We start from the raw sequence: 25134 nt of genomic DNA on the forward strand, positions 1-25134 counted from the left end.
TATGAGTTTAAAGTCAAAAATAAAAACATTCTTTTTCCTGGAAGATGAATATGACTATAGCGAAGAGGAAATGCTCGAGGAGGAACACCAGACTCCCATGCAAACGAAACAACCTTCTCAGAGACAAAATGTAGTCAGCCTGCAGAGTGTTCAGAAGAGTTCAAAAGTAATCTTGGCTGAGCCAAGAGTGTATTCTGAAGCCCAGGAAATTGCGGACCATCTAAAAAGTCGCCGTGCGGTTGTAGTCAACCTTCAGCGTATTGAGCATGACCAGGCGAGAAGAATCGTTGATTTTCTGAGTGGGACCGTTTATGCAATTAGCGGTGACATCCAAAAAATCGGACTAAATATGTTTTTATGTACTCCAGATAATGTGGAAGTTTCAGGTAATATTTCAGAATTATTAAAGGAACAGGATATTCAAGAGTCGAGGTGGTAGGTTAATGTTAACAATTCTTAGTTTAATTACATCTTTAATAGGCTTATATTCTTGGGCGCTTATCATTTATATTTTAATGTCATGGTTCCCTAATGCGAAAGAAACGGCAATTGGTCAGTTTCTTGCAAGGATTTGTGAGCCATATCTTGAACCATTTCGGAAGTTTATCCCGTCACTCGGAATGATCGATATTTCCCCAATTGTCGCCATTCTTGTGCTGCGGTTTGCTTCGGATGGCCTCAGGCAGCTTTTTATTTGGCTTGTTTAGTAGGGAACTGATAGGGTCTCAATAAGGCCCTTTTTGTTTTCAGCAAGGATACAAGGAGAAGAATACATGTCAGTTTATCAGCATTTTCGCCCTGAGGAACGGGATTTTATCGATCTGGTGCTGCATTGGAAAGAGTACGTTGAGTCAAATTACGCACAAAAGTTGACCGATTTCCTAGATCCAAGGGAACAACAGATTCTTAAAATCATTGTAGGAAACCACCCTGATGTTAAATTTGATTTTTTCGGCGGAGTCCCTGGAACAGAGAGGAAAAGAGCAATACTATATCCAGAGTATGTAACAGTAGAGCCTGATGATTATCAAATCGTCCTTTTTGAAATTGAATACCCTAAGAAGTTTGTCACAATAGAACACAGGCAAATCCTCGGAACACTAATGTCTTTGGGACTTAAACGGGGCAAGTTTGGGGACATTTTGCTTAAGGATGGTACAGCACAACTCTTAGCTGCCAAAGAGATAGGCGATTATCTGACACTTCAGTTAGAGTCGATTGGCAAAGCCTCTGTCAGCTTAAAAGAGGTCGTTTTAAGTGAGGCTGTCCAAATTTCCGAGACATGGACAGAGGTATCCGTAACAGCTTCATCACTTAGGCTGGATACAGTCATTTCAGCACTCTACAATCTTTCGCGCCAAAAATCACAACTGTATATTCAGCAGGGGTTAGCAAAGGTGAATTGGACTGCAATTGAAAATCCTGCGTTTGAATGTGGAGAGGGTGACATTCTGTCGGTTAGGGGACATGGAAGAGCCAAAATCGATGAAGTTGCCGGTAAAACAAAGAAAGATAAATGGCGGATTATCGGGCAAAAACAAAAATAAATTAAAATTAAAGCAGGATTAATGGTTTTTTTGTCGAATAAAAGCAGAGTACATATTTAGGATACTATTGGGAGGTGGCGTCATGCCGTTAACGCCGTTAGATATACATAACAAGGAATTCAACAAAGGATTTCGTGGTTATGACGAGGATGAAGTAAATGAGTTTCTCGACCAGGTTATTAAAGATTATGAACTAATTATTCGTGAGAAAAAAGAGCTGGAAGAAAAGCTTAATGATCAAAGCAGCCGGCTTGGCCATTTTACGACTATAGAAGATACATTAAATAAATCGATTGTTATTGCCCAGGAGGCTGGCGAAGAAGTAAAGAGAAATGCACAAAAAGAAGCAAAGCTAATTGTTAGAGAAGCAGAAAAAAATGCTGACCGCATAATAAATGAATCTTTGTCTAAGGCTAGGAAAATCGCTTTGGAAATTGAGGAGCTTAAAAAGCAGTCGAAGGTTTTCAGAACACGGTTTAGAATGTTGATTGAAGCTCAGCTTGATATGTTAAATACGGATGACTGGGACCATCTTTTAGAATACGAACTAGATTCGACAGAATTAAAGTCAGCTGTAAAGGAAGAAGAAGATTCGTTAGCTTGACGTCTGCCGGCTTTTTCGCATATAATTTCATAACAAATGCAAAACATGATGAAACGATGAGAGGGACAGTACAGTTTTCAACGCTTATTTAGCGACTCGGGGATGGTGGAAGCCCGACATAAGCAGGAAGCTCGAAGATCACCCTTTAGTTCCCAGCTGAACATCTATTTGATAACTAGGTGCGGGCGTATAATTCACGTTACGAATTCTTAAGAGGGCAGCAGCAGCTGTCTACTAGGGTGGTACCGCGGGATTTAAAACCTTCTCGTCCCTTTTTGGGATGAGGGGTTTTTTTGTTTTTTTCAGGAAGTTTGGAGTTGTCATTGGATATTCTCCAAGGTCTGATATCATGTCATGTGCCGTATAGATTGTTGGGAGGAAAAAGGAATGGAATACAAAGACACATTATTAATGCCAAAGACAGAATTTCCGATGCGTGGAAATTTGCCAAACCGCGAACCTGATATGCAGGCGAAGTGGGAAGAAATGAATCTGTACAAAAAGGTGCAGGAGCATACAAAGGATAGGCCACTGTTTGTTCTTCACGATGGACCTCCATATGCAAATGGTGATATTCATATGGGTCATGCCCTTAATAAAATTTTAAAAGACATGATTGTTCGCTATAAATCAATGAGCGGCTATTGTGCTCCTTATGTACCTGGTTGGGATACTCATGGGCTTCCTATTGAGCAGGCACTTGCCAATAAGGGTGTCAAAAGAAAAGAAATGACGGTAGCAGAATTTCGGAAGCGTTGTGAAGAATATGCTTATCAGCAAATCGACAGCCAGAGAACACAGTTCAAGCGTCTAGGCGTCAGAGGTGACTGGGATAATCCTTATGTAACTCTAAAGCCTGAGTATGAGGCTCAGCAGATCAAGGTGTTCGGGGACATGGCAAAAAAGGGTTATATCTATAAGGGCCTTAAACCAGTTTACTGGTCTCCTTCAAGCGAGTCTGCCTTGGCAGAAGCGGAAATTGAGTACCAAGATAAACGCTCTCCATCCATTTATGTCGGATTTAAAGTAAAAGACGGAAAAGGCGTTTTGGCTGCTGATACAGAAATCGTCATCTGGACTACAACCCCATGGACGATTCCAGCAAACTTAGCAATCTCGCTTCACCCAGAGCTTACCTATGTTGTCGTTGCTGTTAATACCAATAAGTACTTAATAGCAGAAGACCTATTGGAAAGTGTAACAACTGAAATTGGCTGGGAAAATCCTGAAGTGGTTCAGAAAGTGACAGGTAAAGAGCTGGAGAATGTTGTTGCGAGCCACCCTTTGTATGACCGCGATTCCCTTGTTATTTTAGGGGAGCATGTCACAACAGACGCAGGAACAGGCTGTGTCCATACAGCTCCTGGTCACGGGGAAGACGACTTTATTGTCGGTCAGCGATATGGATTGGGTGTATTAAATCCAGTTGATGACAAAGGAGTCATGACAAAAGAAGCACCTGGGTTCGAAGGCCTGTTTTATGATGAAGCAAACAAACCGATTACGGAAAAACTTAAAGAAGCTGGAGCACTGTTAAAACTCACATTCATCACTCACTCTTATCCGCATGACTGGAGAACAAAGAAACCAGTTATCTTCAGGGCAACCGCTCAGTGGTTTGCATCTATTAAGGATTTTCGCAGCGAGCTCTTACAGGCTGTTGAGGATACGAAATGGGTACCAGCCTGGGGTGAAACAAGACTTTATAATATGGTTCGTGACCGCGGTGATTGGTGTATTTCCCGTCAGCGTGTCTGGGGCGTTCCAATCCCTGTTTTTTATGCGGAAAATGGGGAGCCGATTATTACAGATGAGACGATTGAACATGTCTCAAACCTTTTTAGAGAACATGGGTCAAATATTTGGTTTGAACGTGAGGCTAAAGAATTGCTTCCAGAAGGATTTACTCATCCTGAGAGTCCGAATGGCAAATTTACGAAAGAAACGGATATCATGGACGTTTGGTTCGACTCAGGTTCCTCCCATCAAGCTGTACTATTGGAAAGGGAAGACCTACAGCGCCCCGCTGATCTTTACTTAGAAGGATCTGATCAGTATCGCGGCTGGTTTAACTCATCCTTATCTACTGCTGTTGCAGTAACCGGAAAGGCGCCTTACAAAGGAGTCTTAAGCCATGGGTTTGCACTTGATGGAGAAGGACGCAAGATGAGCAAGTCTATAGGAAACGTGGTTGTTCCATCCAAGGTCATGAATCAGCTTGGGGCCGATATTTTGAGGCTGTGGGTTGCATCGGTTGATTATCAGGCAGATGTTCGTGTCTCGGATGCCATTTTAAAGCAAGTTGCAGAAGTGTACCGCAAGATTCGTAATACATTCCGCTTCTTGCTTGGAAACCTAGCGGATTTCGATCCGAAAACAGATGCGGTACCGTTTGAAGAGCTTCGTGAAGTAGATCGTTTCATGATGGTTAAGCTGAATAAATTGATTAAAACGGTACGCCAGGATTACGAGGACTATGAGTTTGCGGGCATCTATCATGCGATTAACAATTTCTGTACATTAGACTTGAGCTCATTTTATCTGGATTTTGCTAAAGATGTCCTATATATTGAGGCGGCTAATAATTCTGAACGTCGTGCGATCCAGACAGTTCTTTATGAAAGCCTTCTGGCAATGGTCAAATTGGTTACACCAATTCTTCCTCATACTGCTGATGAGGTATGGGCCTATATTCCTTCCGTTTCCGAGGAGAGCGCTCAGCTAACTGAGCTTCCTGAATACGAAGACCTTCCAAATGCAAAAGAATTGGAAAATAAGTGGAGTTCATTCATGAAGCTTCGGGATGAAGTTCTAAAAGCACTTGAAGAAGCACGTAACCAAAAGATCATCGGGAAATCACTTACTGCCAAAGTAACACTGTATGTGGATGATAAAACGAAAGACTTGCTAGATTCAATCGAAGAGAGCTTCAATCAGCTCTTTATTGTTTCAGGGTTTGATGTTGCAGGGGCATATGACAAGGCACCAGATTCCGCTATCAAACTTGAGCAAGCTGCAATTGTTGTTACAAAAGCAGAAGGTGAAACTTGTGAGCGTTGCTGGGTAGTAACACCGGAGGTAGGCAAGTCAGAAGAACATCCTTCACTGTGCCTGCGCTGTGCCAGCGTAGTAAGCGAAAATTACTAAAAGAAAAGCGGAGCCGACTGTTTAGAAACGAGCAAACTGGAGATTCCGCCAAAGAAGCGGTTTGTGCTTCTGACGGAGGAATTGAAGTTTGCCGAGTTTCTAGGAGGCGCAGCTGGACAAAGAAAAAGAAAAAGCAGAACCTTGCAAGACCTGGGAGTTTACCCCAGGTCTTTTTTATGCTTAAGCTTTGTTAAAAATAGTGTTGATAACATTATTGAGCGGCGAACGCAAGTACACTCATTCTTTTCGGACAGAAGAAGAGCGAAAAGATCAAAGCGAGTCCGAATAGAGGGCAATTCGCCGTAGATAGCAAACAGCTATAGCGGAAACCATAAGCCCTTTTTAACAAAGCTATACTTAAAATTCAAATTTAAAAAAATTTCCACCTTCGTTAATAGTTGTACACTTTGTCAAAAAGTTTAGCGGGTGTATCAAACCGGGAAGGGTAATAATAATTGAAAGCGCAAAAGGGCCGTTAAGCCTCAAACAATTATTAGACGAATATGGAAGGCGCTTTTTGACCTTGTGTACTAGTGGTGGAGTCGACTACATTGTCAGGCTGCCACTGGTCAACCTTTTCACAAAAAGCAGAAACGGAGGTACTGCAATGAATGAGAGTTTCGAAAGTCTCAGCACCCAACTCCGTCTTTCAAGAGAGGAACTACTGGTAAAACTGGAAAAAAGGCAAGGTTCAGAGGAAATTCTCCCTTATGTTATTGAGGAACTTGAGGATATTGAGCGTACTTTAGCAAAGATGGATAACGGTGAATTTGGAAGATGTGAAATCTCTGGAGAGTTTTTGCCAGAAGAAATTCTGTTTATGATGCCAACAGTTAAGACAATGTTCGACGCAGAGAATGTAGAAAAATACTACCGTAAATCCATCTATTCTTAAACATGCCAGTTTAACTGTAGTTTTCAGTTCGTTTGTGCTAAAATGCAAAGGTATATGAATCGCTTTGAATGTGGAGGTTGCCTTTGTGTTTTACTACATAATTGCGTTAGTGGTTATTTTGCTGGATCAGGTTACAAAATGGTTGATCGTTAAGAGAATGGCTTTAGGTGACAGCATTCAGGTTATTGAGAATTTTCTTTATATAACTTCTCACCGGAACAGAGGCGCAGCATGGGGGATTCTCCAGGGGCAGATGTGGTTCTTTTATATCGTAACGGTCATTGTAATCATAGGAATAATTTACTATATCCAAACAGCTGTAAAAGGTAAATGGCTGCTGGGAATTTCTCTCGGTTTAATGCTGGGAGGAGCAATAGGGAATTTTATTGACCGTGTATATCGAAAAGAGGTAGTTGACTTTATTAACACTTACATTTTCGGATACAACTTCCCGATCTTTAATATTGCGGATTCTGCTCTGGTGATTGGAGTAGGCCTGCTTATGGTTCAAATGATTCAGGAAGAGAGACAGATGAAGGAGCAATCGAATGGAAAAAATGGAACACACAGTTCTTGAAGTAAATAAAGGTGAAAGAATTGACAGAGTCGTTTCGGCACTTGAAGAGGAATGGTCAAGAAGTCAAGTTCAACAATGGATTAAAGACGGGATCGTTCTGGTTAATGGTAAGCTGGTAAAAACGAATTATAAATGCTCAATTGGCGATGAAATCGAAATTATTATTCCGGACCCAGAACTATTAGATGTCGTTCCAGAAGAGATGGATCTTGATATCCGTTTTGAGGATAGTGATGTAATTGTTGTAAACAAACCTAAAGGAATGGTTGTTCATCCTGCACCTGGCCACATGACTGGCACGCTCGTTAATGGTTTAATGGCTCATTGTACTGATCTTTCTGGTATTAATGGAGTCTTAAGGCCAGGAATTGTCCACAGAATTGACAAAGATACCTCAGGTCTGCTTATGGTTGCCAAGAATGATCTTGCTCATGAGAGACTGGTCAATCAACTGGTGGCAAAAACAGTTACGCGCAGATACAAAGCAGTGGTGCATGGAGTAATTGCCCATGATCATGGCACGATTGATGCGCCTTTAGGACGAGATACGCGCGACAGGCAGAGCATGACAGTGGTTGATCATGGAAAGCATGCAGTCACACACTTCAATGTAGTTGAACGATTTGACGAGTTTACCTATATTGAGTGCCAGCTGGAAACCGGAAGAACTCACCAAATTCGGGTTCATATGAAGTACATTGGCTATCCGCTCGCAGGGGATCCGAAGTACGGACCTAAAAAGACGATTTCGCTTGATGGACAGGCGCTTCATGCTGAAGTTCTCGGCTTTGATCATCCAAGAACAGGTGAGTACATGGAGTTTGACGCTCCTCCTCCACAAAACTTCTTAGATTTGCTGGACTCATTGCGTAAATAATCGTTGACAAAATTCTACACCAAGTTTATGATATCTATAGTTAAATAGGTCCTTTAAAACAGTCCCGTGAGGCTGAGAAGGTACGGAGTGGCAGACATTATTAGAATGATGCCTGAACAGGATTCGTATACCCTCTCACCAAGCCGGTGAGAGGGTTTTATTTTATACCAAAGGAGTAAACCTGATATGACTAAAAAAGCTGTAGTACTTGATGAACAAGCCATCCGCAGAGCCTTGACAAGGATCGCGCATGAAATCATTGAGCGGAATAAAGGAATACAGGATTGTGTACTGGTAGGAATCAGAACGCGCGGCATCTATCTTGCCAAAAGGCTTGCAGAAAGAATTGAACAAATAGAGGGCTCACCGATAGCTGTTGGAGACCTCGATATTACCTTGTACAGAGATGATTTAACGAAAAAAACGGCTAATCAGGAGCCTGAAGTCAGAGGTTCGGATATACCTGTTGAAATATCGAACAGAAAAGTAATTTTGATTGATGACGTTCTTTATACTGGAAGAACAGTAAGAGCCGGTATGGATGCTTTAATGGATATTGGGAGACCCTCAGCCATCCAGCTAGGGGTTCTAGTTGACAGAGGACATCGGGAATTGCCTATCAGGGCAGATTATGTTGGTAAAAACATTCCTACTTCTAACTCAGAGAAGATTGTAGTCCAGCTAAGTGAAGTGGACGGAGAAGATCAAGTCAGTATTTTTGAAAAAGAATAGATGACCCTTTTAACTCAGTCCAGAGAGGCGGGAAAAGGAGGAGCATGCACTTACCCTTGCATGCGTTTGCCTCTTTGCGCCAGCTGCAAAGAGGTTTTTTAAAAAAGAAAAATGAAAATTGACTGCCGTCTAGCTCCAGCGCCTAGCCAGTTTTCACCCAGAGTATCTTGCGAGGAGCCGATAGGCTCGGAGCAGCTCGAGTCCCTAATGCATCACTAGAGGAACCCCCCCGGTAGTCCTGCTCTCACGGCCAAAGGCCGCGTCGCAAGGCTGCAAAGAAGCCATTTCAGGTAGATGCCTAGCTGATGAAATCAAAGAACAACTTCATCAGCTGTCCAAGACGCTTGTCGGGGCTGTCCAAGACGCTTGTGCTTTTCTTAGAAAGGAGTATTTATAATGAAGAATGAGAATATGGTGTTAGATGTACGAGATATCCCTCCTGCAGGGCAATGGTTAACCTTAAGTTTACAGCATTTATTCGCAATGTTTGGAGCAACGGTTCTTGTTCCTTTTCTGGTAGGCCTCAGCCCAGGTGTGGCCCTAATCTCAAGCGGACTCGGGACGCTTGCCTACCTCCTGATTACACGAGGGAGAATCCCAGCTTATCTTGGTTCCTCCTTTGCTTTCATAGCCCCGATCATTGCGGCTAAAAGCCTAGGCGGGCCCGAGGCTGCGATGGTCGGAAGTTTTCTCGCTGGACTAGTTTACGGGGTTGTAGCTCTCTTAATATCTAAGTTTGGCTTAAAATGGCTTATGAGAATCCTGCCTCCAATCGTCGTCGGACCTGTCATTATTGTTATCGGTCTTGGTTTGGCAGGCACAGCAGTAAATATGGCCATGTATGAAAACCCAGGTGCACCCCCGCAAGATTTGATTTATAGCAATACTCACTTTTTAGTCGCATTAGCAACACTGGCAATTACCGTTGCCTGTGCCATTTTTATAAAAGGCTTTTTCGGACTTATTCCTATTCTGGCAGGGATTATCGGCGGATATATCATTGCCTTCTTCGCAGGAATCGTTGATTTTAGCGGAGTTATCGCAGCAGACATATTCGAAAGGCCTGGATTCTTAATCCCATTTGCTCACTATACACCGTCGCTTTCCTGGGAAATTGTCTTAATTATGGTACCAGTAGCGATTGTCACACTTGCTGAACATACAGGTGATCAGATGGTGTTAAGCAAAGTAGTCGGGAAAAATTTTGTTGAAGAACCTGGCCTGCACCGCTCGATTTTAGGAGATGGTGTCGCAACAATTATAGCGTCGCTAATTGGCGGGCCGCCAAATACAACATACGGAGAGAACATTGGGGTTTTGGCGATTACAAGAGTGTTCAGTGTATTTGTAGTCGGTGGAGCAGCAGTGCTTGCAATCATGTTTGGCTTTATCGGAAAAATCACGGCATTAATTGGATCGATTCCAACGCCTGTCATGGGCGGGGTTTCCATTCTCCTTTTCGGGATTATTGCATCAAGTGGATTAAGAATGCTGATTGACAATAATATCGACCTTGGCTCTAAAAGAAACTTGATCATCTCATCCGTTATCATCGTCATAGGTGTAGGCGGAGCGTTTATAAAGGTATCTGACCAGCTGCAATTATCTGGAATGGCACTTGCTGCAATTGTAGGTGTGGTCTTAAACCTAGTGCTTCCTAGAGAGGATAATGAATCAGATTTATCAGAACTAGCAGAAACTGAAAAATAACATATCCACCTTTTAAAAGCAGTACAGAGAGACTGAAAGGGTGTATCAGCAAACGGAAACCGAAGTGTGGTTCTTTTAATGAATCATTTCGGCTAGTTTGCTGAAGATTTACACCCGGAGCACTGTGTCCGGGTGTTTTTTTGTGAGAATTTAAATCCAAGCAGGGGGCGTTGTGAAGTGAATCATTTATTAACGACGACGGATCTTATGGTATCAGACATTCAGAATATTATCGGAGATGCTCAAGAATTTGCGGATGGTAAGGTATGGCAGCCAAACTCGCAGACCTTCGTAGCGAATTTGTTTTTTGAGCCTAGCACACGAACAAAAGTAAGCTTTGAAGTTGCGGAAAGAAAAATGGGTTTGAATGTCATTCCTTTTGAGGTGCAGACATCCAGTGTCCTCAAGGGAGAAACTTTGTACGATACGATAAGAACCTTAGATTCTATTGGAGTAAACGCAGTCGTAATCAGGCACAGCGTAGATCGCTACTTTGAAGAATTGTGCGGACGTATCCAGATTCCGATTATTAACGCCGGTGATGGCTGCGGCCACCACCCAACACAATCCCTGCTTGATTTATTAACAATCAAACAAGAATTTAACACTTTTTCAGGCCTTAAGGTAGCCATTATTGGCGACATTCGCCACAGTCGTGTCGCTCGTTCCAATGCTGATGCACTATCAAGGCTAGGAGCAGAAGTAGTTTTTTCTGGTCCTCCGGCTTGGTTTGATCATAGAGATGTACCGGAAGGCTGCAGATTTGAAGCAATTGATAAGGCAATAACAACCTCAGATGTGGTCATGCTGCTTCGGATCCAGCACGAACGGCATGAAGAAGGAGGAAGCTTTTCAAAGGAAAGCTATCATCAACAGTATGGCTTAACCATTGACCGGGAACGAAAGATGAAGAAAAACAGCATCATTATGCACCCTGCACCTGTTAACCGTGGTGTTGAAATTTCTGACTGTCTAGTGGAATGTGACCGGTCAAGGATTTTTAAGCAAATGCAAAATGGCGTCTATGTTAGAATGGCTGTCCTAAAAAGAGCACTCGAAAACGTTGAAGGAGGAGTAGATTATGTCAATTTTAATCAAAAATGGCCTGTTGCTTACTGAGGAAGGAAGTTTTACCAAGGCTGACATTTATATAGAAGGCAACGAAATTTCCGAGGTGGGAAACGAGTTAGACCGAGCTGCAGACGAAGTGATTGAAGCTGAAGGCCGGTTTGTATCTCCAGGTTTTGTAGACTTGCATGTCCATTTAAGAGAACCTGGCGGAGAGCACAAGGAAACCATCGCAACCGGTACCTTAGCAGCAGCAAAAGGAGGATTTACTACAATTGCTGCCATGCCAAATACAAGGCCGGTACCGGACACAAAGGAAAACCTCGAGGCTTTAAACAAGCGGATCGAAGAGACTGCAGCTGTCCGTGTTTTGCCATATGCTTCTATTACAATAAGGGAAGCCGGCAAGGAACTTACTGATTTTGTAGTGTTAAAAGAGAACGGAGCCTTCGCTTTTACTGATGACGGGGTAGGGGTTCAGTCAGCTGGAATGATGCTTGAAGCGATGAAGCGAGCTGCCGAAGCTGATATGGCTGTAGTAGCACATTGTGAAGAAAACACATTAATCAATAAAGGATCAGTTCATGAAGGAAAAGTTTCCGCGCAGTTAGGCTTAAACGGTATACCTTCTGTTTGTGAATCTGTACATATTGCAAGAGATGTCCTTCTCGCTGAAGCAGCAGGCTGCCACTATCATGTCTGCCATATTAGTACGAAGGAATCAGTTAGAACAGTCCGTGATGCCAAGCGGGCCGGCATTAAAGTTACTGCAGAGGTTACTCCGCACCACTTATTACTTTGCGAGGACGATATAACTGGAAATAACACGAATTTTAAAATGAACCCCCCTTTAAGAGGAAAGGCAGATCAGGAAGCACTGATTGCTGGCCTGTTGGATGGCACAATTGATTTCATTGCCACAGATCACGCTCCCCACAGCCAGGATGAAAAAGCGGAAGGAATGGAGCTGGCTCCGTTTGGGATTGTGGGTTTAGAAACAGCGTTCCCACTTCTAAATACATTTTTGGTTAAGAAAGGCATTATAACCTTTAAACAGCTTATCGACCTTTTAACAAAAAAGCCTGCTGAAACGTTTGGACTTCCTTTCGGCAAGCTGGGTGCCGGAATGTCTGCAGATCTTGTGCTGATTGACCTCAGCTATGAGCAGGCAATTGACCCCGCAGATTTTCTTTCTAAAGGAAAAAATACACCTTTTGAAGGATGGGTTTGCAAAGGCTGGCCAGTTTTAACAATTGCACAGGGCAAAATAGTATGGAGCAAAGGGAGTGTCAAGGCATGAAGAAACAGCTTATCTTAGAGGACGGCACTGTTTTTATAGGAAAAGGGTTTGGCAGCAGTAAAAGTACAATTGGAGAGATTGTTTTTAATACGGGAATGACAGGATACCAAGAAATTCTTTCAGACCCTTCCTACTGCGGTCAAATTGTAACGTTAACTTACCCGCTAGTTGGAAACTATGGGATTAACCGTGATGATTTCGAAAGCATTCACCCTGCTGTTCAGGGCTTGATCGTAAAAGAAGCTGCAGAATATCCATCGAATTGGCGCAGTGAACAGTCATTGCATGACTTTTTCACTGCAAAAGATATACCTGGCATCGCCGGTATTGATACTAGGAAACTGACAAAAATTATCCGCAAATACGGAACTCTCAGAGGAGCCATTTGCAGTGAGGGGGAAAGCCCGGAAGTAATCATTGAAAAATTGAGAGCTACAAAACTCCGCAAGGATCAGGTTAAGCAAGTCTCTACAAAGACTGCTTATCCAAGTCCAGGAAGAGGCTTTAGGGTTGTTTTAGTTGATTTCGGCATGAAACATGGGATTTTACGAGAGCTAAACCATCGTAATTGTGATGTGATTGTTGTGCCGTTTAACTCAACAGCTGAGGATATCCTAAGCTTAAGCCCTGATGGTGTCATGCTTTCAAATGGACCAGGAGACCCGAAAGATGTTCCGGAAGCGGTTGGTATGATCAAAGGGCTGCTTGGCAGAGTTCCCCTTTTCGGCATTTGTCTTGGTCACCAGCTATTTGCTTTAGCTTGTGGAGCCAACACAGAAAAAATGAAATTTGGCCATAGAGGCTCAAACCATCCAGTAAAAGATTTACAAACAGGAAAGGTTGCAATTACCTCCCAAAATCACGGTTACACGGTTGACGAGGAATCTGTTTCTTTCACCCGTTTGAAGGTGACACACCTGGCCTTGAACGATGGAACAATTGAAGGACTGGCTCACCTTGATGTGCCAGCCTTTACTGTTCAATACCATCCGGAGGCCTCACCTGGACCCGAAGATGCAAACGGCCTGTTTGACAAATTCTTGAGTATGATAGAATCCGAGAAAAGGGAAGGTGCAGTCTAATGCCAAAACGTATAGATGTAAACAGTATTCTAGTAATTGGTTCAGGACCGATTGTAATCGGGCAGGCAGCTGAATTTGATTACGCAGGCACACAGGCTTGTATTGCCCTTAGAGAAGAAGGCTACAAAGTTATTCTTGTAAACTCCAACCCTGCTACGATTATGACAGACGCCGAGATGGCTGATGTAGTGTATATTGAACCTCTTACTGTCGAATTTGTCAGCAGGATTATCAGGAAGGAACGCCCAGATGCTGTTCTGCCTACTCTTGGTGGACAGACGGGTCTTAACTTGGCAGTAGAACTTGCGAAATCAGGCGTCTTGGCTGAATGTGGTGTCCAAATTCTAGGAACCAAGCTGGATGCTATTGAAAAAGCAGAAGATCGTGATCTTTTCAGAAACTTGATGAATGAGCTTGGTGAACCAGTTCCTGATAGTGAAATCATTCATACAGTTGAGGAAGCATTGCAATTTGTGGCTGAAGTGGGTTATCCAGTTATTGTACGGCCTGCCTATACTCTTGGAGGCACAGGGGGAGGAATTTGCCACGATGAAAGCGAGCTGCTCGAGATAGTGGCTGGCGGGCTAAAGAGCAGCCCAGTAACACAGTGCCTGCTGGAAAAAAGCATTGCAGGCTATAAGGAAATTGAGTACGAAGTAATGCGGGATGCTAACGATAATGCAATTGTTGTTTGTAACATGGAAAACATCGATCCTGTTGGAGTTCACACTGGGGATTCAATTGTTGTTGCCCCTAGCCAAACCTTAAGTGATCGGGAGTATCAGCTGCTTCGCAATGTATCCTTAAAGATCATCCGTGCCCTTGGGATTGAAGGGGGCTGTAATGTCCAGCTTGCTCTCGATCCTGATAGTTTCAATTATTACATTATTGAAGTTAATCCTCGTGTGAGCCGATCTTCTGCGCTTGCATCTAAGGCGACTGGATATCCGATAGCCAAGCTGGCTGCTAAAATAGCCGTGGGCTTAACGCTTGATGAAATGCTGAATCCTGTAACGGGCAAGTCTTATGCCTGCTTTGAACCTGCACTTGATTACGTTGTTACGAAGATCCCGCGCTGGCCTTTTGATAAATTTGAATCGGCCAATCGATCTCTGGGAACACAGATGAAAGCAACAGGGGAAGTTATGGCGATTGGCAGAACGTTTGAAGAATCGCTTTTAAAAGCAATTCGCTCCCTTGAAGCAGATGTTTACCATCTGGAACTAGCTGGGAGTGAAGAAATCAGTGATAGCCTGCTGGAAAAAAGAATTACAAAGGCTGGCGATGAAAGACTGTTTTACCTTGGTGAAGCATTCAGGAGAGGGATCAGCATTGAAACACTGCATGACTGGAGCAAAATTGATCTTTTCTTCCTTTATAAAATGGAACAAATCGTTTTATTTGAGCAAGAGATTGCTAAAAAGCCATTCGACCTGGAAACAGGCAAAGCAGCTAAGCAAAAAGGTTTTGCTGACCGTGTAATAGCTGGGCTATGGAATACAACAGAAGACAAAGTGTATGAATGGCGTTTAGCAGCCGGTTTAATTCCTGTCTATAAGATGGTTGATACGTGCGCTGCTGAATTCGAGTCTGAAACACCTTATTTTTATGGAACATATGAGGATGAAAACGAATCCGTTGTAACAGCACGGGAGAGTGTGATTGTCCTTGGTTCAGGACCAATCCGTATCGGGCAGGGGATTGAATTTGATTATGCAACCGTTCATTCTGTCACAGCCATTAAAGAAGCGGGCTACGAGGCAATCATCATTAATAACAATCCTGAAACGGTTTCAACTGATTTCAGTATTTCCGATAAGCTTTACTTTGAGCCATTAACAATTGAGGATGTCATGAGCATTGTTAACCTCGAAAATCCAATTGGAGTGGTCGTTCAGTTTGGCGGGCAAACGGCTATTAATCTAGCTGCTCAATTGGTTGAACGAGGCATTAAAATACTGGGAACTTCACTAGAAGACCTTGACCGTGCAGAAGACAGAGATAAATTCGAACAGGCTCTATCCCGCCTTGAGATTCCGCAGCCACAAGGAAAGACTGCTTTATCTGTCAATGAAGCTGTGGCAATCGCACGCAATATTGGTTACCCCGTTCTCGTGCGCCCTTCATATGTTCTTGGCGGAAGAGCAATGGAAATTGTTTATAAAGAAGAAGAACTGCTTCTTTACATGAAGAATGCTGTCAAAATTAACCCAGCTCATCCTGTCTTAATTGATCGATACTTAACAGGAAAAGAAGTAGAGGTAGATGCAATATCTGATGGGGTTGATGTGTTGATCCCTGGCATCATGGAGCATATCGAGCGCGCTGGGGTACACTCTGGAGATTCGATCGCGGTCTATCCGCCGCAAAGCTTCTCAAACGAAGTAAAGCAAAAACTAATTTCCTATACTGAAAAGCTTGCACGAGGCTTAAACATTCTCGGACTTCTAAACATCCAGTATGTCGTTGTAAATGAAGATGTATTTGTTTTGGAAGTTAACCCACGCTCCAGCCGGACAGTCCCGTTTTTAAGTAAAATTACAAACGTGCCGATGGCCAAAATTGCAACAAAAGTTATTCTTGGCCAGTCGCTTACTGAACAAGGGTATCAACCAGGGCTTGTTGAAGAGAAGGAAGGTGTATTTGTAAAGGTTCCGGTCTTTTCATTCGCGAAGCTTCGCCGGGTTGATATAACACTCGGACCTGAAATGAAATCTACCGGAGAGGTAATGGGAAAAGATACGACTCTTGAAAAGGCTCTTTACAAGGGGCTAATCGCTTCGGGCATGAAGATTCAGGAGTATGGAACGGTATTGTTGACGGTCGCCGATAAAGATAAGGAAGAAGCATTGACGCTTGCAAAGCGGTTCGTAAACATTGGATACAGCCTAATGGCTACGAGTGGAACTGCGAAATCATTGAAAGAAGCAGGGGTCCCCGTCCAGGTGATCGGAAAAATCGGCTCTGAAGGACCTAATTTGTTAGATGTGATTCGCAACGGTCAAGCGCACTTTATCATCAATACCCTTACAAGAGGCAAACAGCCTGAAAGGGATGGTTTCCGAATTCGCCGAGAATCAGTAGAAAATGGCATACCGTGCCTAACTTCACTAGATACAGCTGAAGCGATATTAAGAGTAATAGAATCAATGACTTTTTCTGCAGAGGCTATGGGTCATCCTCTAAAAAGGCCTGAGGAGGCTTTAGTATGATTAAAAATGAAATCTGTACCGTGGTGTCACAGGAGCAGATTGCCGATTCTATTTTCGAGCTCACTCTTAAGGGGGAGCTTGTCTCCGAGATGTCCCAGCCTGGCCGATTTGTTCATGTTAAAGTGACAGCAGGCGCAGAACCTCTTTTAAGAAGGCCGATTAGTGTAGCGAATATAAATCCGTCTGAAAGCCAATTTACGATGATTTATCGCGCTGAGGGGCGGGGCACACAGCTTCTTGCCGAAAAAAAGCCTGGGGACGGTGTGGATATCCTTGGTCCGCTAGGAAACGGTTTCCCAGTAGAAGAGGCGGAAGCCGGTGATACAGCCCTCCTTGTTGGCGGTGGAATTGGTATACCTCCGTTATACGAGCTTGCAAAGCAGCTGACTGCCAAAGGAATTAAAATAATAGCGGTCCTTGGTTTTCAGTCGGCAAGTGCGGCATTTTATGAAAAAGAGTTTGCGCAATTGGGCGAGACCTATGTGGCAACTATTGACGGTTCCTTAGGAACGAAAGGGTTTGTAACTAATGTTCTCACTAGTCGAAGCATACTCGCGGACGTTCTATATGCATGCGGCCCTATTCCAATGCTTAAAGCATTGGAAACAAGCCACAAAGGTCAAAAAGCATTTTTATCCTTAGAAAAACGGATGGGTTGCGGAATTGGGGCTTGTTTTGCCTGTGTTTGCCATACAGCAGAAGATCCTGAAGGCCATTCTTATAAAAAGGTCTGCAGTGATGGCCCAGTTTTTCGGGCAGGGGAGGTAATTTTATGAGTATGCTTCAGGTAGAGTTGCCAGGCCTCAGCTTGAAAAACCCAGTGATGCCCGCGTCTGGCTGTTTCGGATTTGGCAGGGAGTATAGCCAGTTTTATGATTTGAATCGTCTTGGCGCAATAATGATTAAAGCGACAACCCCAGAACCGAGATTTGGTAACCCTACACCAAGAGTAGCCGAGACGCCAGCCGGAATGCTGAATGCGATTGGTCTTCAGAATCCGGGGTTGAAAAAAGTACTTGGTGAGGAGCTTACGTGGCTAGAGCAATTTGAGACACCTATTATTGCCAATGTAGCAGGCTCGACTGAAACAGACTATATCGAGGTAGCAAGAGAAATATCGAAAGCACCCAATGTGCATGCACTCGAACTGAACATTTCCTGTCCGAATGTTAAAACAGGCGGAATTGCATTTGGGACTGTACCCGAAATGGCAAAAGAGCTTACCATGAAGGTAAAAGCGGTATCGCAAGTCCCTGTTTATGTAAAGCTTTCACCTAATGTGACTAATATAGTCGAAGTTGCTAAAGCAGTCGAGGCGGGCGGCGCAGACGGTTTAACGATGATTAATACCCTTCTTGGAATGAGACTTGACCTAAAAACAGGCAAGCCAATTTTAGCGAATAAAACCGGAGGCTTATCTGGCCCTTCGATCAAGCCAGTCGCAACTCGCATGATTCACGATGTAAGCCAGCAGGTTTCAATCCCGATTATCGGCATGGGCGGAGTACAATCGGCTGAAGATGTAATTGAATTCTTTTATGCGGGTGCAAGCGCCGTAGCAGTAGGAACTGCAAACTTCGTTGACCCTTTGGTATGTCCCAACATCATTGATCGGCTTCCAGCTTTATTGACTGAATTGGGGTTTGGCCATATATCGGAATGCATGGGAAGGAGCTGGAAAGCTAATGAAAAACTCACTTATAATCGCGCTTGATTTCCCTGGGAGAACCGAGGTTAATGCCTTTTTAGACCCTTTTGGAACTGAGAAACTATTCGTCAAAGTAGGAATGGAGCTTTTCTATCAAGAAGGCCCTGTTCTAATTGCGGGCCTAAAAGAGAGGGGATTTGAAGTATTTCTGGATCTAAAACTCCATGATATCCCCAATACAGTAAAGAGTGCAATGAAAGGTCTTGCGCGTCTCGGCTGTGATCTGGTCAATGTTCATGCCGCTGGCGGCAGGGCAATGATGGAGGCTGCGCTTGAAGGTTTGGAACAGGGAACTCCAGCAGGAACCAAACGGCCTCACTGTATTGCTGTTACCCAATTGACAAGCACATCTGAACAGCAGATGCAGGAAGAGCAACTAATTGGTGTTCCGCTAGAAGGTTCAGTTTTACATTATGCTCAATTAGCGAAAGCAGCTGGTCTAGATGGTGTTGTCTGTTCTCCTCAGGAGGCAGGAATGATTCGCACAGAGGTTGGCAGTGGCTTCCTTACAGTGACCCCAGGCATTCGCTTGGCAGCGGAGGCAACACAGGACCAGAAGCGAGTTGCTACACCGCAATTTGCGAGGGAAGCTGGCGTGTCAGCAATTGTAGTTGGGAGGCCCATTACTAGAGCTGAGCAGCCAGTAGAAAGCTATCAAACGATTAAGAGTTTATGGGAAGGAGCGATTGTATGAAGAAGCTAATAGCATACCGCCTGCTCGAGATAGAGGCAGTTGCCCTGAAGCCGAATGATCCGTTCACATGGACTTCAGGAATTAAATCTCCTATATACTGTGATAACCGGTTAACAATGTCATATCCCAGCGTTCGGAATGAAATTGCTGGTGGCCTTAAGGAACTCATTAACCAGCATTTTTCTGAGGCTGAATTAATTGCAGGAACAGCGACAGCTGGAATACCCCATGCTGCCTGGGTAAGTGAACGCCTTAATCTTCCAATGTGCTATGTTCGATCCTCTGCAAAAGGTCACGGGAAAGGCAATCAGATTGAGGGAGTAGCGGCACCAGGGCAGAAAGTCGTAGTCGTGGAAGATTTAATTTCCACAGGGGGAAGTGTTATCACAGCGGTTGAAGCACTTAGGGAGGCAGGCTGTGAAGTATTAGGCGTTGTTTCAATTTTTACATACGAGCTTGAGAGCGGGACAAAAAGGCTGAGTGAGGCAGGCATTAGAACGGTTAGTTTGACCGACTTTTCAACACTTGCTGAAGCAGCAGTAGAAAAAGAATATATCGGTTCAATCGAAAAAGCAAAGCTGATGGAATGGAAATCCAACCCGCTGGTGTGGGGAAATTAGTTGCGTTTAGTCAAATCTTCACTGCTTTAAAACCAATAGGACAGTAATTAGTCAATATTTTTGGCAAAAACAAAAAAAGAGGCTGACTCAAAAGGTCATGGATCATGACACTTTTTGAGTCAGCCTTTTAATCTCCCTTTAGGCTTAGAACGGTTTCTTCATCAGGAGTTATATAAACTGTTTGCTGGTTGTCATAAATGACGAAACCGGGCTTTGCTCCAGCTGGTTTTTTAACATGCCGGACCTTCGTATAATCTACAGGTACGGAACCGGAATTTCTGGCTTTGCTAAAATAGGCTGCAAGTGATGCTGCTTCAAGAATTGTGGTTTCATCGGGATTTGAATCTCGAATCACAACATGAGAACCAGGTATATCCTTCGTATGCAGCCAGATATCATCCCTGCTGGCAGCCTTATTTGTTAAATAGTCATTTTGCTTATTATTTTTTCCGACAAGAATATCAATCCCAGTGGAAGACCGGTACTTCTCCAGAACTGGTTTGGTTGGTTTAGCTGGTTTCTTGGACCGTTTTTTACGCTCTCTTAGATATTTTCCTTCGATAAGCTCTTCACGAATTTCCTCAATATCCTGTGGTGCAGCAGATTCGAGCTGCTGCAATAAAGATTCAAAGTAAGCAACCTCTTCCCTTGCCTGCTGGATCTGCTCTGTTACAATAATTAACGCCTTTTTACTTTTTTGGTATCTGGAAAAATACTTCTGGGCATTGCCAGACGGGCTTTTTTGAGGATCCAGTGGGATTTTAATTGAAGCCCCTGACTCATCATAATAATTAACCACTTCGATTTCCTTCATCCCTCTATTAACGGCGAATAAATTTGCTGTTAATAGTTCCCCAAATAGCTGAAATCTTTCAGCATTTCTTGCTTCCTCTAATGTATCCTCAAGCTTTGATATTTTTTTAACATTTTTGTCTCGTTCATTTTGAATAAACCTCTCAAGATCATGAGATTGCTGTTTAACACGATCGCGTTCGGCTTTTCCGAAATAAAATCGGTCAAGCATAAGGCTAAGAGATTCGAATGATTTTACAGAACCTTTAAGATGCTCAAGCGGCAGCATGTAAAAGGACTCTTTGTTGGAACCCAATGTAATGGATGGGTTTGTCTGATGCTTACTTAGTTCGTTCAGAATTCCCTGGAACGTTTTCGGAAGAGTCATTCTGTTGGCAATGCCGCTTCGGTGGACAATTTCTTTTGCTAAAAGAGGTGAAATTCCTGCAAACTGCTGGACGAGCTGTTTGTCCAGTTTTCCTGCATTAAAATCTATTTTTTGCAAAACGTCCTGCTCTCCGGCTTCATAAGGGTTCATCTTGTCCTGCTGCGGAGGCAAAATATACTCCTGGCCAGGGAGGATGGCGCGATGGGTATTAACAGCAAATGAGACATGCTTAATGCTGTCAAGAATCATATTCCGCTGTTTATCAATCAAAATGATGTTACTGTGCCTTCCCATAATTTCGATATTCAATTGTTTATAGGAGAGGTCGCCGAGCTCATTCCGGCCTTTGACTTCTAACACAATGATTCTATCCATGCCAACCTGATAAATATCTTCAAGTATGTAGCCTTCAAGGTGCTTTCTCATCAGCATACAGAACATTGGCGGTTCGCTCGGGTTCCCGTACGATTCATTGGTCAGCTGAACTCGTGCATAGCTCGGATGTACAGAAAGGAGCAGCTTATGGTTTTCCCCGTTTGCGCGGACAATCAGGATAATTTCATTTTTATAGGGCTGATGAACTTTGCTTATTCTTCCGCCTTTTAACTTCGTTAATAATTCATAGGTCATCTCTCTTGTAAATAAACCATCAAATGACATTTAGGACTCACCTTTTTCTTAATTATTTATAGGGGGTTTGCTTAGTAAGCAGTATTTTTTGAGAAAAAGCGCTTCTTTGGCCGGAATTTCTGACGGACAGGATGTCCTAATGCCGACGTTGCCACAGGATGTGGCGTTCTAGTCAGCCAGTTTCTGCGTTTCTGTTCACTAAGGAATAGCTTCTGAGAGTAATCCTCGCAGAAACAAGCTGTGCTTGTTTCGAGTCGGCTTTGCTTTTCTTTGTCCAGCTCCAAAGCCAAGCCCCTCGAGGCGCTTCGGTCCTGATGATGAAGTCAAAGAGCGACTTCACCCTCAGGCCCTCCACCGCTTTTCGGGGCTGAACTGGCTTTTCCGCTTTTCTGTCTAGCTGCGCCTCCTAGAAACTCTGAAACTTCGACTCCTCCTGCAGAAGCAAAGACCGCTTCTTGGTCGGATTCTCCAGTTTCTGCGTTTCTGTTCAGTCGGCTCCGCTTTTCTTTGTCCAGCTCCAAAGCCAAGCCCCTCGAGGCGCTTCGGTCCTGATGATGAAGTCAAAGAGCGACTTCACCCTCAGGCCCTCCACCGCTTTTCGGGGCTGTACTGGCTTTTCCGCTTTTCTAGTTTATCATAGCATTTTTTTGGACATGTCTGAATAAGCTTTCTTTAGGTGAGGACAACTCTTGTTCAAAACAAAAGGAGGAAGTGAGATGGCCGGATGAAGTTTCATGAAATGAGAGAAAAAGATGTAGAAAAGGCCTTAGGTACAGATTTATCAGCAGGATTAAAGGAAGCAGAAGTGAAAAGCCGCAAAAATCAGCATGGTTATAATGAGCTACAGGAAGGAGAAAAGCAGTCCGCTTTACTCTTATTTTTTAGCCAATTTAAAGACTTTATGGTCCTTGTCCTGTTAGCGGCTACTTTAATATCCGGTCTTCTTGGTGAAGTAATTGATGCGGTTGCGATTATCGCTATTGTGATTGTCAACGGGGTCCTTGGATTTTTCCAGGAAAGAAAGGCAGAAAAATCGCTGGATGCTCTAAAAGAGCTGTCTGCTCCTCAGGTTAATGTGTTGAGGGATGGAAATTGGACTAAGATACCCTCAAAAGAAATTGTTCCAGGCGATATTCTGAAGTTTACTAATGGAGACCGTATCGGAGCAGATGTTAGATTAATAGAAACAAACAGCCTTGAAATTGAAGAATCAGCTTTAACTGGTGAATCCCTACCGGTTCAAAAGTTTACTGAGCCTCTTGAAATGCAAAGTCCCGGAATAGGGGACATGGAAAACATGGCCTTTATGGGAACGATGGTCACAAGAGGAAGCGGAACGGGAGTCGTGGTGGCAACAGGGATGAAAACTGCCATGGGCCAAATTGCAGATTTGCTGCAAAATGCTCAAACGACAGAAACCCCTCTGCAGCGAAGGCTTGAACAATTAGGTAAAATTTTGATTTCTGCAGCCCTGCTATTAACCTTGTTAGTTGTTTTAGTAGGGATTCTTCAGGGCCATGATTTATATACTATGTTCCTAGCAGGAGTCTCGCTTGCTGTAGCAGCGATACCTGAAGGTTTGCCTGCTATTGTAACGGTAGGACTTTCCTTAGGAGTACAAAGAATGATCAGGCAGAATGCTATTGTCAGAAAGCTGCCTGCAGTGGAAACACTCGGATGCGCTTCAGTCATTTGCTCAGACAAAACAGGTACTTTGACACAGAATAAAATGACGGTTACTCACCTTTGGAGCGGAGGGAAAGTATGGTCTGTAAGCGGCGGAGGCTATGAACCAGAAGGAAACTTCTATTCTGGGGGAGAGATGGTCCAGCCGGCTAGTGAAAAAGCTCTGCAGCAATTGTTGTCGTTTGGAATGCTTTGTAATCATTCAGCCATTTCCTATAAAAATAAAGAGTATGTCATTAACGGGGACCCTACAGAAGGAGCTTTGCTTGTAGCTGCTATGAAGGCTGGGTACAGCCGTGATGCTCTAACAAACCAATTTACGATTGTTAAAGAGTTTCCTTTTGATTCTGGACGAAAAATGATGAGCATTATTGTGAAGGATGAAGGCGGAAGACAGTTTGTTGTTACAAAGGGTGCACCTGATGTACTAACTGGTGTGAGTAAATCAATCCTTTGGGATGGCAGACAAGCGCAGTTTTCAACCAAATTAAGAGATGACGTTCAGGGGGCAATCGAGCAACTGGCATCCGAAGCACTCCGGACAATTGCAATTGCGTTTAAGCCAATCCCTTCTGGAACAATCATTCTTCAAGAGCAAGAAGCCGAGAAAGATTTAATCTTTATCGGTCTGCAAGGAATGATCGATCCTCCTCGGCCAGAAGCGAAAACAGCTGTAAAAGAATGCCGGGAAGCTGGAATTAAAACGGTTATGATTACAGGCGACCATTTAATCACAGCAAAGGCAATTGCCGGCCAACTTGGTATTTATACAAAAGATAGTAAAGTGCTGGACGGAAACACCTTATCAAAAATGTCAGTCGAAGAACTTGAAGATATCGTCGATGATGTTTCTGTATTTGCCAGGGTATCACCAGAGCATAAATTAAAGATCGTTCAAGCGCTTCAGAATAAAGGTCATATTGTCGCTATGACTGGAGATGGTGTTAATGATGCACCGGCAATAAAAGCGGCCGATATTGGTATAGCAATGGGGATTACGGGTACAGATGTTGCAAAGGAAGCTTCTTCCTTGGTCCTGCTTGATGATAATTTTGCAACCATTAAAGCAGCAATTAAAGAAGGCCGAAATATATATGAAAATATTAGAAAGTTTATCCGATATTTGCTTGCTTCAAATGTCGGAGAAATCTTAGTGATGCTGTTTGCCATGATTCTTGCCCTGCCGCTCCCCCTAGTTCCAATCCAGATTTTATGGGTAAACCTTGTCACTGACGGGCTGCCGGCGATGGCCTTAGGACTGGATAAGCCTGAGGATGATGTTATGAAAAGAGCTCCGAGAAGTCCGAAAGAAGGAGTTTTTTCGAGAGGACTTGGCTGGAAGGTTATTTCCAGGGGCTTTCTAATTGGATTAGCTACCTTAATTGCGTTCATGACCGTGTATTATCGTAATCCTGATGATCTTGCCTATGCCCAAACAATTGCATTTGCAACGCTCGTATTGGCGCAGCTCATCCACGTGTTTGACTGCAGAAGTGAAAAATCGGTATTTGCTAGAAACCCGTTTGGAAACAAGTATCTAGTATGGGCTGTTATATCCTCGCTAATACTCATGCTGGTTGTTATTTATTTTCCGCCGCTGCAGCCAGTTTTCCATACGGTTGCCATCCTTCCTGTAGATTGGTTTTTAATAACAGGAATGGCCTCAATTCCTACTTTTTTACTAGCAGGGTCATTTTTGGCAAGAAAATCAAAATAAAATATGATATAATCCAAAAGGTAATAGAGAAGTCTCTATTACCTTCTTTATTTGAATAGATATCTCCAGATGGCCGGGATTAGCATAGTTAAAAAGTGCACAAACTACTTTCCATCTATATAATGTGTAGGTAGTAAGGGTTTGTACA

At 43.5% G+C, this 25134-nt stretch carries 21 protein-coding genes and 1 other annotated feature; of the genes, 19 read left to right on the forward strand and 2 right to left on the reverse strand.

Features of this window, described 5'->3' with window-relative positions:
* The first annotated feature begins 1 nt into the window (after position 1).
* From HRJ06_RS15485 to pyrE, 18 genes are all read left to right on the forward strand, one after another.
* Positions 2 to 439, forward strand: coding sequence for a cell division protein SepF (locus tag HRJ06_RS15485; protein WP_174733852.1), 438 nt, complete (start codon positions 2 to 4; stop codon positions 437 to 439).
* 4 nt (positions 440 to 443) lie between these two features.
* Positions 444 to 707, forward strand: a complete 264-nt coding sequence (locus HRJ06_RS15490; protein WP_174733853.1) for a YggT family protein — start codon at positions 444 to 446, stop codon at positions 705 to 707.
* Positions 708 to 773: 66 nt separating this feature from the next.
* Positions 774 to 1547, forward strand: a complete 774-nt coding sequence (locus HRJ06_RS15495) for a YlmH family RNA-binding protein (protein WP_174733854.1) — start codon at positions 774 to 776, stop codon at positions 1545 to 1547.
* Between the two features lie 82 nt (positions 1548 to 1629).
* On the forward strand, positions 1630 to 2151 hold the full coding sequence (locus HRJ06_RS15500) for a DivIVA domain-containing protein (RefSeq protein WP_174733855.1): 522 nt from the start codon (positions 1630 to 1632) through the stop codon (positions 2149 to 2151).
* A gap of 47 nt (positions 2152 to 2198) precedes the next feature.
* Positions 2199 to 2427, forward strand: a binding site (T-box leader).
* Positions 2428 to 2538: 111 nt separating this feature from the next.
* Positions 2539 to 5298: an isoleucine--tRNA ligase gene (ileS, locus tag HRJ06_RS15505; protein ID WP_174733856.1), complete on the forward strand. Its 2760-nt coding sequence runs from the start codon at positions 2539 to 2541 to the stop codon at positions 5296 to 5298.
* Between the two features lie 607 nt (positions 5299 to 5905).
* Positions 5906 to 6193, forward strand: a complete 288-nt coding sequence (locus HRJ06_RS15510; protein WP_174733857.1) for a hypothetical protein — start codon at positions 5906 to 5908, stop codon at positions 6191 to 6193.
* An 85-nt stretch (positions 6194 to 6278) separates the two neighbouring features.
* Positions 6279 to 6770, forward strand: a complete 492-nt coding sequence (gene lspA, locus HRJ06_RS15515) for a signal peptidase II (protein ID WP_174733858.1) — start codon at positions 6279 to 6281, stop codon at positions 6768 to 6770.
* Positions 6742 to 7647, forward strand: coding sequence for an RluA family pseudouridine synthase (locus tag HRJ06_RS15520; protein WP_174733859.1), 906 nt, complete (start codon positions 6742 to 6744; stop codon positions 7645 to 7647). Before lspA ends, HRJ06_RS15520 begins: the two co-directional genes overlap by 29 nt.
* Before the next feature lie 186 nt (positions 7648 to 7833).
* Positions 7834 to 8379, forward strand: coding sequence for a bifunctional pyr operon transcriptional regulator/uracil phosphoribosyltransferase PyrR (gene pyrR, locus HRJ06_RS15525; RefSeq protein WP_174733860.1), 546 nt, complete (start codon positions 7834 to 7836; stop codon positions 8377 to 8379).
* A gap of 396 nt (positions 8380 to 8775) precedes the next feature.
* Positions 8776 to 10089: a solute carrier family 23 protein gene (locus HRJ06_RS15530; RefSeq protein ID WP_174733861.1), complete on the forward strand. Its 1314-nt coding sequence runs from the start codon at positions 8776 to 8778 to the stop codon at positions 10087 to 10089.
* Between the two features lie 177 nt (positions 10090 to 10266).
* Positions 10267 to 11208 carry an aspartate carbamoyltransferase catalytic subunit gene (locus HRJ06_RS15535; RefSeq protein WP_174733862.1) on the forward strand — a complete coding sequence of 314 codons (942 nt, stop codon included), beginning with the start codon at positions 10267 to 10269 and terminating at the stop codon, positions 11206 to 11208.
* On the forward strand, positions 11171 to 12457 hold the full coding sequence (locus HRJ06_RS15540; protein ID WP_174733863.1) for a dihydroorotase: 1287 nt from the start codon (positions 11171 to 11173) through the stop codon (positions 12455 to 12457). Before HRJ06_RS15535 ends, HRJ06_RS15540 begins: the two co-directional genes overlap by 38 nt.
* On the forward strand, positions 12454 to 13539 hold the full coding sequence (locus HRJ06_RS15545) for a carbamoyl phosphate synthase small subunit (RefSeq protein WP_174733864.1): 1086 nt from the start codon (positions 12454 to 12456) through the stop codon (positions 13537 to 13539). The genes HRJ06_RS15540 and HRJ06_RS15545 overlap by 4 nt, the downstream gene beginning before the upstream one ends.
* Complete coding sequence (gene carB, locus HRJ06_RS15550) at positions 13539 to 16751, forward strand: carbamoyl-phosphate synthase large subunit (RefSeq protein ID WP_174733865.1); 3213 nt, start codon at positions 13539 to 13541, stop codon at positions 16749 to 16751. The genes HRJ06_RS15545 and carB overlap by 1 nt, the downstream gene beginning before the upstream one ends.
* Positions 16751 to 17527, forward strand: coding sequence for a dihydroorotate dehydrogenase electron transfer subunit (locus tag HRJ06_RS15555; RefSeq protein WP_422392737.1), 777 nt, complete (start codon positions 16751 to 16753; stop codon positions 17525 to 17527). Before carB ends, HRJ06_RS15555 begins: the two co-directional genes overlap by 1 nt.
* A complete protein-coding gene (locus HRJ06_RS15560) occupies positions 17524 to 18465 on the forward strand; it encodes a dihydroorotate dehydrogenase (protein WP_197969980.1) in 942 nt (313 codons plus the stop codon). The genes HRJ06_RS15555 and HRJ06_RS15560 overlap by 4 nt, the downstream gene beginning before the upstream one ends.
* The gene (pyrF, locus tag HRJ06_RS15565) at positions 18437 to 19153 is read left to right on the forward strand and encodes an orotidine-5'-phosphate decarboxylase (protein WP_174733867.1); all 717 of its coding nucleotides are present in this window, start codon (positions 18437 to 18439) and stop codon (positions 19151 to 19153) included. Before HRJ06_RS15560 ends, pyrF begins: the two co-directional genes overlap by 29 nt.
* Entirely contained in the window at positions 19150 to 19773 is a 624-nt protein-coding gene (gene pyrE / locus HRJ06_RS15570; protein ID WP_174733868.1) for an orotate phosphoribosyltransferase, read from the forward strand. The genes pyrF and pyrE overlap by 4 nt, the downstream gene beginning before the upstream one ends.
* A 127-nt stretch (positions 19774 to 19900) precedes the next feature.
* Here pyrE and HRJ06_RS15575 read toward each other — a convergent pair whose 3' ends face one another.
* Complete coding sequence (locus HRJ06_RS15575) at positions 19901 to 21613, reverse strand: Rqc2 family fibronectin-binding protein (protein ID WP_174733869.1); 1713 nt, start codon at positions 21611 to 21613, stop codon at positions 19901 to 19903.
* 293 nt (positions 21614 to 21906) lie between these two features.
* The gene (locus HRJ06_RS15580; RefSeq protein WP_174733870.1) at positions 21907 to 22104 is read right to left on the reverse strand and encodes a hypothetical protein; all 198 of its coding nucleotides are present in this window, start codon (positions 22102 to 22104) and stop codon (positions 21907 to 21909) included.
* A gap of 203 nt (positions 22105 to 22307) precedes the next feature.
* Here HRJ06_RS15580 and HRJ06_RS15585 point away from each other — a divergent pair, with 203 nt between their 5' ends.
* Complete coding sequence (locus HRJ06_RS15585; protein ID WP_174733871.1) at positions 22308 to 24986, forward strand: calcium-translocating P-type ATPase, SERCA-type; 2679 nt, start codon at positions 22308 to 22310, stop codon at positions 24984 to 24986.
* Positions 24987 to 25134: the final 148 nt, after the last annotated feature.

Origin of the sequence: Mesobacillus harenae, from assembly GCF_013343715.1 — a bacterium.
GTDB classification, from domain to species: Bacteria; Bacillota; Bacilli; order Bacillales; family Cytobacillaceae; genus Mesobacillus_A; species Mesobacillus_A harenae.

Bases quoted from the DNA above. Each gene is read 5' to 3' on its own strand.
- ileS (WP_174733856.1), top strand. From the start codon at position 2,539: ATGGAATACAAAGACACATTATTAATGCCAAAGACAGAATTTCCGATG.
- HRJ06_RS15485 (WP_174733852.1), top strand. From the start codon at position 2: ATGAGTTTAAAGTCAAAAATAAAAACATTCTTTTTCCTGGAAGATGAA.
- HRJ06_RS15540 (WP_174733863.1), top strand. From the start codon at position 11,171: ATGTCAATTTTAATCAAAAATGGCCTGTTGCTTACTGAGGAAGGAAGT.
- HRJ06_RS15575 (WP_174733869.1), bottom strand. From the start codon at position 21,613: ATGTCATTTGATGGTTTATTTACAAGAGAGATGACCTATGAATTATTA.
- pyrR (WP_174733860.1), top strand. From the start codon at position 7,834: ATGACTAAAAAAGCTGTAGTACTTGATGAACAAGCCATCCGCAGAGCC.
- HRJ06_RS15545 (WP_174733864.1), top strand. From the start codon at position 12,454: ATGAAGAAACAGCTTATCTTAGAGGACGGCACTGTTTTTATAGGAAAA.
- HRJ06_RS15585 (WP_174733871.1), top strand. From the start codon at position 22,308: ATGAAGTTTCATGAAATGAGAGAAAAAGATGTAGAAAAGGCCTTAGGT.
- pyrE (WP_174733868.1), top strand. From the start codon at position 19,150: ATGAAGAAGCTAATAGCATACCGCCTGCTCGAGATAGAGGCAGTTGCC.
- HRJ06_RS15495 (WP_174733854.1), top strand. From the start codon at position 774: ATGTCAGTTTATCAGCATTTTCGCCCTGAGGAACGGGATTTTATCGAT.
- carB (WP_174733865.1), top strand. From the start codon at position 13,539: ATGCCAAAACGTATAGATGTAAACAGTATTCTAGTAATTGGTTCAGGA.
- HRJ06_RS15560 (WP_197969980.1), top strand. From the start codon at position 17,524: ATGAGTATGCTTCAGGTAGAGTTGCCAGGCCTCAGCTTGAAAAACCCA.
- HRJ06_RS15520 (WP_174733859.1), top strand. From the start codon at position 6,742: ATGGAAAAAATGGAACACACAGTTCTTGAAGTAAATAAAGGTGAAAGA.
- HRJ06_RS15530 (WP_174733861.1), top strand. From the start codon at position 8,776: ATGAAGAATGAGAATATGGTGTTAGATGTACGAGATATCCCTCCTGCA.
- HRJ06_RS15500 (WP_174733855.1), top strand. From the start codon at position 1,630: ATGCCGTTAACGCCGTTAGATATACATAACAAGGAATTCAACAAAGGA.
- pyrF (WP_174733867.1), top strand. From the start codon at position 18,437: ATGAAAAACTCACTTATAATCGCGCTTGATTTCCCTGGGAGAACCGAG.
- HRJ06_RS15490 (WP_174733853.1), top strand. From the start codon at position 444: ATGTTAACAATTCTTAGTTTAATTACATCTTTAATAGGCTTATATTCT.
- HRJ06_RS15510 (WP_174733857.1), top strand. From the start codon at position 5,906: ATGAATGAGAGTTTCGAAAGTCTCAGCACCCAACTCCGTCTTTCAAGA.